This is a genomic window from Nostoc flagelliforme FACHB-838 (genome assembly GCF_014698065.1).
Classification (GTDB): Bacteria; Cyanobacteriota; Cyanobacteriia; order Cyanobacteriales; family Nostocaceae; genus Nostoc; species Nostoc flagelliforme_B.
Map to the genome: position 1 here is coordinate 1 of NZ_JACJSI010000325.1, position 6,702 is coordinate 6,702.

At 43.3% G+C, this 6,702-nt stretch carries 6 protein-coding genes and 3 pseudogenes; 1 reads left to right on the plus strand and 8 read right to left on the minus strand.

What is annotated here, in order from left to right:
- Positions 1-777 (plus strand): annotated as a pseudogene (locus tag H6G97_RS42390) (IS4 family transposase); the annotation flags it as partial.
- A gap of 44 nt (positions 778-821) precedes the next feature.
- Here H6G97_RS42390 and H6G97_RS42395 read toward each other — a convergent pair.
- From H6G97_RS42395 to H6G97_RS42430, 8 genes and pseudogenes are all read right to left on the minus strand, one after another.
- Positions 822-1,922: pseudogene (locus tag H6G97_RS42395) on the minus strand (AAA family ATPase); the annotation flags it as partial.
- A complete protein-coding gene (locus tag H6G97_RS42400) occupies positions 1,919-2,176 on the minus strand; it encodes a hypothetical protein (protein ID WP_190946550.1) in 258 nt (85 codons plus the stop codon). The pseudogene H6G97_RS42395 and the gene H6G97_RS42400, both read right to left, overlap by 4 nt.
- Positions 2,177-2,218: 42 nt before the next feature.
- On the minus strand, positions 2,219-2,425 hold the full coding sequence (locus tag H6G97_RS42405) for a DUF2997 domain-containing protein (protein WP_190946551.1): 207 nt from the start codon (positions 2,423-2,425) through the stop codon (positions 2,219-2,221).
- Positions 2,426-2,427: 2 nt separating this feature from the next.
- Complete coding sequence (locus tag H6G97_RS42410; RefSeq protein WP_190946552.1) at positions 2,428-2,877, minus strand: DUF1257 domain-containing protein; 450 nt, start codon at positions 2,875-2,877, stop codon at positions 2,428-2,430.
- A gap of 145 nt (positions 2,878-3,022) precedes the next feature.
- Entirely contained in the window at positions 3,023-4,063 is a 1,041-nt protein-coding gene (locus H6G97_RS42415) for a hypothetical protein (RefSeq protein WP_242055973.1), read from the minus strand.
- Complete coding sequence (locus H6G97_RS42420) at positions 4,024-5,604, minus strand: group II intron reverse transcriptase/maturase (RefSeq protein ID WP_190946553.1); 1,581 nt, start codon at positions 5,602-5,604, stop codon at positions 4,024-4,026. Before H6G97_RS42420 ends, H6G97_RS42415 begins: the two co-directional genes overlap by 40 nt.
- 542 nt (positions 5,605-6,146) lie before the next feature.
- The gene (locus tag H6G97_RS42425) at positions 6,147-6,323 is read right to left on the minus strand and encodes a hypothetical protein (protein WP_190946554.1); all 177 of its coding nucleotides are present in this window, start codon (positions 6,321-6,323) and stop codon (positions 6,147-6,149) included.
- A 266-nt stretch (positions 6,324-6,589) separates the two neighbouring features.
- Positions 6,590-6,702, minus strand: a pseudogene (locus H6G97_RS42430) (ISKra4 family transposase); the annotation flags it as partial.

A 6,702-nucleotide genomic window follows, 5' to 3' on the forward strand; every position in this document is an offset into this window, starting at 1 on the left:
TTAGCAGGAAAGATTTGTACAGTTATTGATTTGGTTACTCGTTTACCGATAGAAGTTTGGTTTCACACCAATCCTGCCGCATCAGAGACTAATTTTGAAGCTCCTTTACTAAAATTATTGCCTGCTAAAACTCTAATTTTACTTGACAGAGGTTTTTATCATTTCCAATTTTTGCAACAACTCATTAACCAAGAAGTCCATTTTATTACACGTTTAAAAGCCAAAGCATCTATTAAATACTTAAAAATTTTCAGCTATGACCATTCCATTAAAGACAGATTGATTCAACTAGGTACTGTTCGTCGCGGCGCACCAGTTCTCACTTTACGTTTAATCGAAATTAAAATTGGTAAAACTAGCTATTCTTACATTACTTCTGTCCTCGATCCACAAATATTACCTCCTTATGTCGTAGCAGATTTATATCGAAGAAGATGGAGAATTGAAGAAGCTTTTTACTCCGTAAAACGTTTATTGGGACTGTCTTATTTGTGGACTGGTTCTATTAATGGTGTCAAGCTACAAGTCTGGGCTACTTGGTTATTTTATGCTGTCTTGGTTGATTTGGGAGATGCTGTTGCAGATGAATTATCTTTACCATTTGACCGCATTTCTTTAGAGATGATTTATCGAGGACTGTATCATTTTAGTGTCGCCTACGATAAAGGTAACGCTGAAGATCCTATCAAGTACTTTGCTGCCCCAGAAAATCAAGACTTAGGCGTAGTTAAATATCTCCGAAAGCCAGTCTCCAAGCTGGATTTATCGCCTTTTCCTGCACCCTCTTGACAAAAGTGCAATCATTCTAACCTCTCACCGATGCTACCGGAGAGGGCTTTTTCTATTTCGTCCACCCATAACACGCATGGAGCAATAGCTTGAGCCGTTTTAAGTGCGCGGCGGACATTGCCCTCAGACTCGCCAACAAGTGAACCTAAAAGGGACGCAATGTCGAGTTGTAGAAGTGGTAGATTAAGTATGCTAGCGATGTTTTTGGCACAGTGAGATTTCCCAGTACCCGGTGGGCCCGCCAGCAACACACCTTTAGGTTGCGGTAAGCTAAGACTTCGTGCCTCAGTTGTAAACAGGCGGCGGCGACGAGTCAGCCATTCGCGCAGTAAATCCAAACCACCGAACGGGATAGTTGCAGGTTTACCCAACTCGATACCCATTTGAGAGAGTAGCCGAGTTTTGTACTCAACGGCTTTGGGGATAAAATCAGCGTCAACCAGGACACCATCATTAGTTAAGTTTTCTTTGACTGTTAACCGAAGGAAATCACTAATTTCTTCTAAAGTTAAACCCAGCGCTGCACGAGAGAGAGTTTCAAATTCAGCATTTTCTAGGGAAACAGCAAAAGTTAATTCTTGCTCTCTAGCAGACTGTTGTAAGTCATGCAAATAAGAATTGATATGTTCAAGTATTTGGTCAATACTAGGTAAAGGGACTTCACAATAAGGAATCAATCTGACTAAGGATTCGTGTAATTGTATGTTCTGACCCAACAAGACAATGCGTTTATCTGTAGGTTTTAACCTGTGGTAAAGGTTTTTAACTTTGGATAGAATCTCCCAACTCAATTGGGGTGAGTTTTTAGCAATGAAGGGGTGAATATCTCCGAGGATAAATATACCATTTCCGCTAAAGTTAGCAATGTAATCAAACACATATAACAATGGATCACCGTGTTGTGGTTTCTTATACTCTGCAACTGGTTTAAACACCAATCCCCCATCTGCTGCGATTAAACATTGCTCCAAAGTTGATACTCCCAAATTCCAGAAGAACACAGGACTTGAAAGCTTATTGTTAGCTTCAGCAGTCAGCCACTGAATAATCGTCGCTTCATCAGGAGACAGGACATCAACCGCAGCAATGGGGATTTGTGAATCGAGTGTGGAGAGAAGATTTGAGAGGTTCATTGTTTTTCAATTTGATAAGGAACTGGAGATAATTCGTCGTGTGTGTTTACGACTTTTACGATCACCTCATAGGCTTCGGCATCGCCGTCAAAAACTTCTGCTGTACCGTTGTTCTCTAGGTAGGCAATCGCTGTTACTATTGCATTCAAAAGTACGCACAAACCCTCTGTACTAGCTTTGATGATCACGGGTTGTCTTGGTTTTTGCTGGGCGTAAACGTGAACAAATGGGTATTCTTTAGCTAATTCGTTCATGATTTTTTTTGAGGGGGGAACTTGTTGATTCCCCCGTGTTGATTACTGACGCAGGCGTGTTTGACTACTGTTCGTAGTGCGAAGCTGTGGTGCTGATTCTTCTTTGAAAATGCGATCGCCCTCCACAACCCCAAGTGCCTCTTCAAACGGTTGTGTAGCCGATAAACAACTCAGCCCCTCGAATCCCTCAGCCTCCACTCGGACTTCACCTGTAGCATTGTCAAAATGAATCAGTATTGAACGTTCCATATTTATCTCCTCACGTACTTTTGAACTTCCTGATGTCCAGCAAAAGTCAGCCGTAGAGTTTGCACACTTCCGTGGGTTTCTTCAGCGATCGCGCATTCTCCAAACTGCTCTTGTAATTCGGCAGCTTTAGCGCGAACCATCCGTTGTCCATAAGCCAACATCAACTTGTTACTAAAAAAATCTTGTCCCAACTTTGGAACTGTTTCATAACTGTCGTGTATTACCTGGTACACACCACTTGACTGATTCCACTTGAATCCGATGTCTGCACGAGCTTTTATGGTGCGACTAGATACGATGATTTCAGCGCTTTGTCCAAGATAGCCACCGTAGTATCCTTTTAGTGGCTGCGCTTCTTCATGAATTTGTGGATTCAGCTTCAAATCTTGCAAAGCTTGTACCAGGCATTCACGATTAGCAAGCTTGGTTTTAACGGTTGAGAAGTGTGACATAAAGTTATCGCTTATGAGTTGGAATTGAAGAAATGTGATCAACGTAGAAGTGCGATATCATACATAAGATATTGTGCATATCGCGCAACTAGTTCATTCGCAAACAGTCTTGAGCGAATCCACACTCGCCCAAGACTGTTTTTTTTTACCGGAACTTAAACGACATCACGGTAGCCTTCGATAAGCCCACGTCGTCAGTCGTAAGTGATTGTAGATTGCGTTGTTCATCTAACAACTTGATGCGGATCTCTTGCATTTTTTGCTGCAATTGACTGCGCCCCTCACTACCAAGATTCTTAGACTCAATCGCTGGATCATTAACGATAGAATCCAAGTGCGTCATCATCGCCTCCAAGCTACTGCCTGCCTCCGGTGAAGCGTTTGCCAGTAGCACTTGAACCTTCATCAGATGACGCTCCATTTTTCTTTTAAACTGTACGGGCTTGCGTCCTGGCTCCCAATCAGCCAACTCTTCAAGCAACTGGGCGGCGAGTTGTTCACCACCAGCTAAAGCAGATTCCCTTAATCTCTGTTCCAGATTTTGGTCATACTGCTGAATGAACTTGGTAATCTGGTCAAGACATTCGGCTTGTTGCTGGTTCAGTTGTTCGGACAATGCCGGGATAATTACCGGGCGACCAATAACGACTTGCAAATAGTCTTCAAGATCGGTCAGAGTCGGGAATGCTCTTAATAAGTTGGCTTTGACTGACTCTTGCTTATCCTGTGCTAATTCCCAGGTGTTAAGTGAGAGAAACTGGTCAATTCGCTCTTGATAATCTTCGAGTCCTGCTTCGTAGTCAACTTTTAATTGATTGCGTAAACCGGGAGCAATGTTGTCTCTAATATTGATTAACTGATTCCAAACGAGTGGAGCCAAATCAATCGGACAAACCCAATCACCAGTATCAGCAGACATCCATTCTTGAACTGAAGCGATTTCTTGACGAAGTTGTGCGGCAGCTTCATCCAGCTTTTTGAATACCTTGATACCTCGCAAACCGACTTCGGAATTTGTGACTTTCACAAGGTCTGATTCAATTTCAGAGACTTCAGCTTTGGTAGAGTCGATGCCCGGTATTATCCGGGGCACCTCTCTGTTAAATCTGGGCGTGCGACTTTCACCGCACCCAGCTTCCGATGTTCTCAGCTTGCGCTTTTGCTCATGTGTTTGTAATCGTGGCAACTCTCATGAATTGCTTCAAGATTATTTTTCTTCCAGTTGGCGTGATTTCCGTCGATGTGATGCAGGTGAACCCGTTCTTCATCGATGAACTTTAAGCCGCAGGATGCACATTTATGGTTTTGCTTTTTAAGAGCTTTAGAGGTTTCACCATCGTAGAGCTTGCTGTTGCGTTCGCTCCAGTAGGCTGTATCTCCGTCATAGGGGGATTTTATTCCTTGAACCATGACGTGTTTGTTTTCGGAGTAAGGAACTGCCGGGAATGCCTTTTTAGCTAACTCTTTGCTAGTATGGCATGTCTGTTTGGGTTCTTTATTAAATACCGTGTATGCTCTGTGATTTAGGAACCAAAGAGAGTTTCTTGCTCCGTCCATCTTGCAGAACTTGTGGTAGTTTCTCCATCCCCTAATTATTGGAGCCAGCCTTGTGGTTTTTTCCTTAGCACCATAATTCGAGTTGTTGACGATGTGTTTTACTTTCTTGCGGAATGCTTTGAAGTTATCCACTGAGGGAGTACTTCTAAACTTTCCGTTTTTCTGGACTTTGAAGTGCCAGCCGAGGAAATCAAACCCATCTGTCGTGGCGGTAACTTTGGTTTTCTTTTGGCTTATATTCATTCCGCGTTTGCGGAGGAACTCGCTGATTCTTTCAAGTATCTCTGTCGCATCATCTTCGGGTCGGAGTATAATAACCATGTCGTCCGCGTATCGGACTGATGGTTCTGCGATTGACTCATTTGGGGTCTTGTCGTGTACCTTGCTACCTTTTTTATATGCGTAGTGGTATCTGTGTATACTTTCAATCCCGTTGAGCGCAATATTAGCAAGTATTGGACTGACCACTCCCCCTTGAGGCGTACCCTGTTCGGGAAATTCTGGATTTACCCCTGCCTTGAGGCATCGGAAGATACCGAGTTTTAAACCTTTGGGGGCAATGAGTTCATCCATTATTGCTGAGTGGTTAATCCTGTCGAAGCACTTTTCGATATCGAGTTCGATTACTCGTTTTTCTATTCCGTTGCAGAAAGAGCGTAGGTTATTGTAGATGTATCTTTGTGCATCATGGGCAGAGCGCCCGGTTCTAAACCCGTAACTCCTGGCGTGGAAGGTGGCTTCGTGTGCTGATTCTAATGCATATTTTGCTAGGCATTGCCAAGCTCTATCCGCGATGGTTGGTATTTTTAACATTCTGGTAGTCCCGTCCTTCTTAGGGATGGGGATTTCCCGTAAGCCTTGATGCTTCCAATTTCCACTGTTCATTTTCAGTAGTTCTTCAAGGTTGAAGCGTTCTTCAAATGAGAGGGATTTCTTACCATCAATACCCGCCGTCTTTTTACCAGCATTTAGCTGAGATACTTGTCTAATTGCAAGAAATCGAGCCGAGGTGGATTTTAGAATAAGCTTTTGGAGTGACCGAGCTTTCCGCTTGTCTCCAACTTGAACCGCTTTAAATACGCGCTTTTGAAGGCGGAAAAGATTTCGGCGGAATTTCTTCCACGGTAGGGCTTTCCAAGATTCACTAGTTTTATAACTGTGTCTAATCATTTTCTCTTCTAGAGTTTGTATTTTCTGAACACCTCAGACCAATTACGGTCTGTCCTACCCGACTTGTGAGAGTTCCGCTTCTCGTCTAGCGTACCTGGGGAACGAAAGCCCCAGGACTCACAAATCGTTTTTATTCGTTCCCTCGGAGAGATTGATTGTTCCGTTAGATGTAGCCAATTTGACTACTGGATTCCCCAGACTCTTACCGCTACTGTGCCAAAGTCTACGGCGGGAATGAACTCCAGTGAGATAAGGGGTTTTGAGTTGCGCCCTTTTCCGCGGATAAGTCACTTTTCTAGGCTCTGTTTCATCATAGGAACTCCCTGTTAGCGCCAGTGTCAACCCGCAACGGTCGTCTGATTGCGCCCAGTTAAGAGCTTCACTCTACAAGAACCGAGCTTGTTCGGTGTGGGCAGATGAGGAGTCAATTCTGAGTCTGAATGGTAGGGCTTTCACCTACATCTGACCGAGAGTTCAACCTTTAATGACAGTAATCTGCTGTCAGGTTGGCTTAGTTATGTACGGACTGGATACCGCGATTCCTAAGCAACGAATCGCACTAGTACATCCGCCCATTTGGGAGCGGCAGACTTTGTACTTTTTTTAAGCTGAATACGGAAGCGAATACGGGTTTTATTTAACTGTGAGAAATTGTGGCGCTCGACTACTGCATCAGTCAGGAAATTTGCAGCAATAGGATTGTCAATTGCTTGTACCATGATTATTTACCTCAATGATTATTTTTCACTTTTAATTCAGCGAAGCTTTCTTTGTGACTATTTGAATGTCTGTAGTAGCTCTATAGATTACTTTCGTAGAGCTATTTTGTAACCTAATAGATCTTTTAATGACTGGTGGTTTATGTATAGACATGGCTCAAAATAGCGGGAGCATCCACTTTTGGCAGAAAGACTCAAATAGCTAATAAACCATTGAGATAAGCACAACGAATAGAGAGGATGTGATTAACACTATCAACATTCCAAACAGTTTTATAGTCTCGCCAGTGACAGCCTGCTTGAGGTTGTCCCCTAAGTCGGACTTTTCCCCCATCCACACTCACTTCTGACACAGCTTGTTTTGCAAATGGTAGCTGAA

Bases quoted from the DNA above. Each gene is read 5' to 3' on its own strand.
- H6G97_RS42400 (WP_190946550.1), bottom strand. From the start codon at position 2,176: ATGAACGAATTAGCTAAAGAATACCCATTTGTTCACGTTTACGCCCAG.
- H6G97_RS42405 (WP_190946551.1), bottom strand. From the start codon at position 2,425: ATGGAACGTTCAATACTGATTCATTTTGACAATGCTACAGGTGAAGTC.
- H6G97_RS42410 (WP_190946552.1), bottom strand. From the start codon at position 2,877: ATGTCACACTTCTCAACCGTTAAAACCAAGCTTGCTAATCGTGAATGC.
- H6G97_RS42420 (WP_190946553.1), bottom strand. From the start codon at position 5,604: ATGATTAGACACAGTTATAAAACTAGTGAATCTTGGAAAGCCCTACCG.
- H6G97_RS42425 (WP_190946554.1), bottom strand. From the start codon at position 6,323: ATGGTACAAGCAATTGACAATCCTATTGCTGCAAATTTCCTGACTGAT.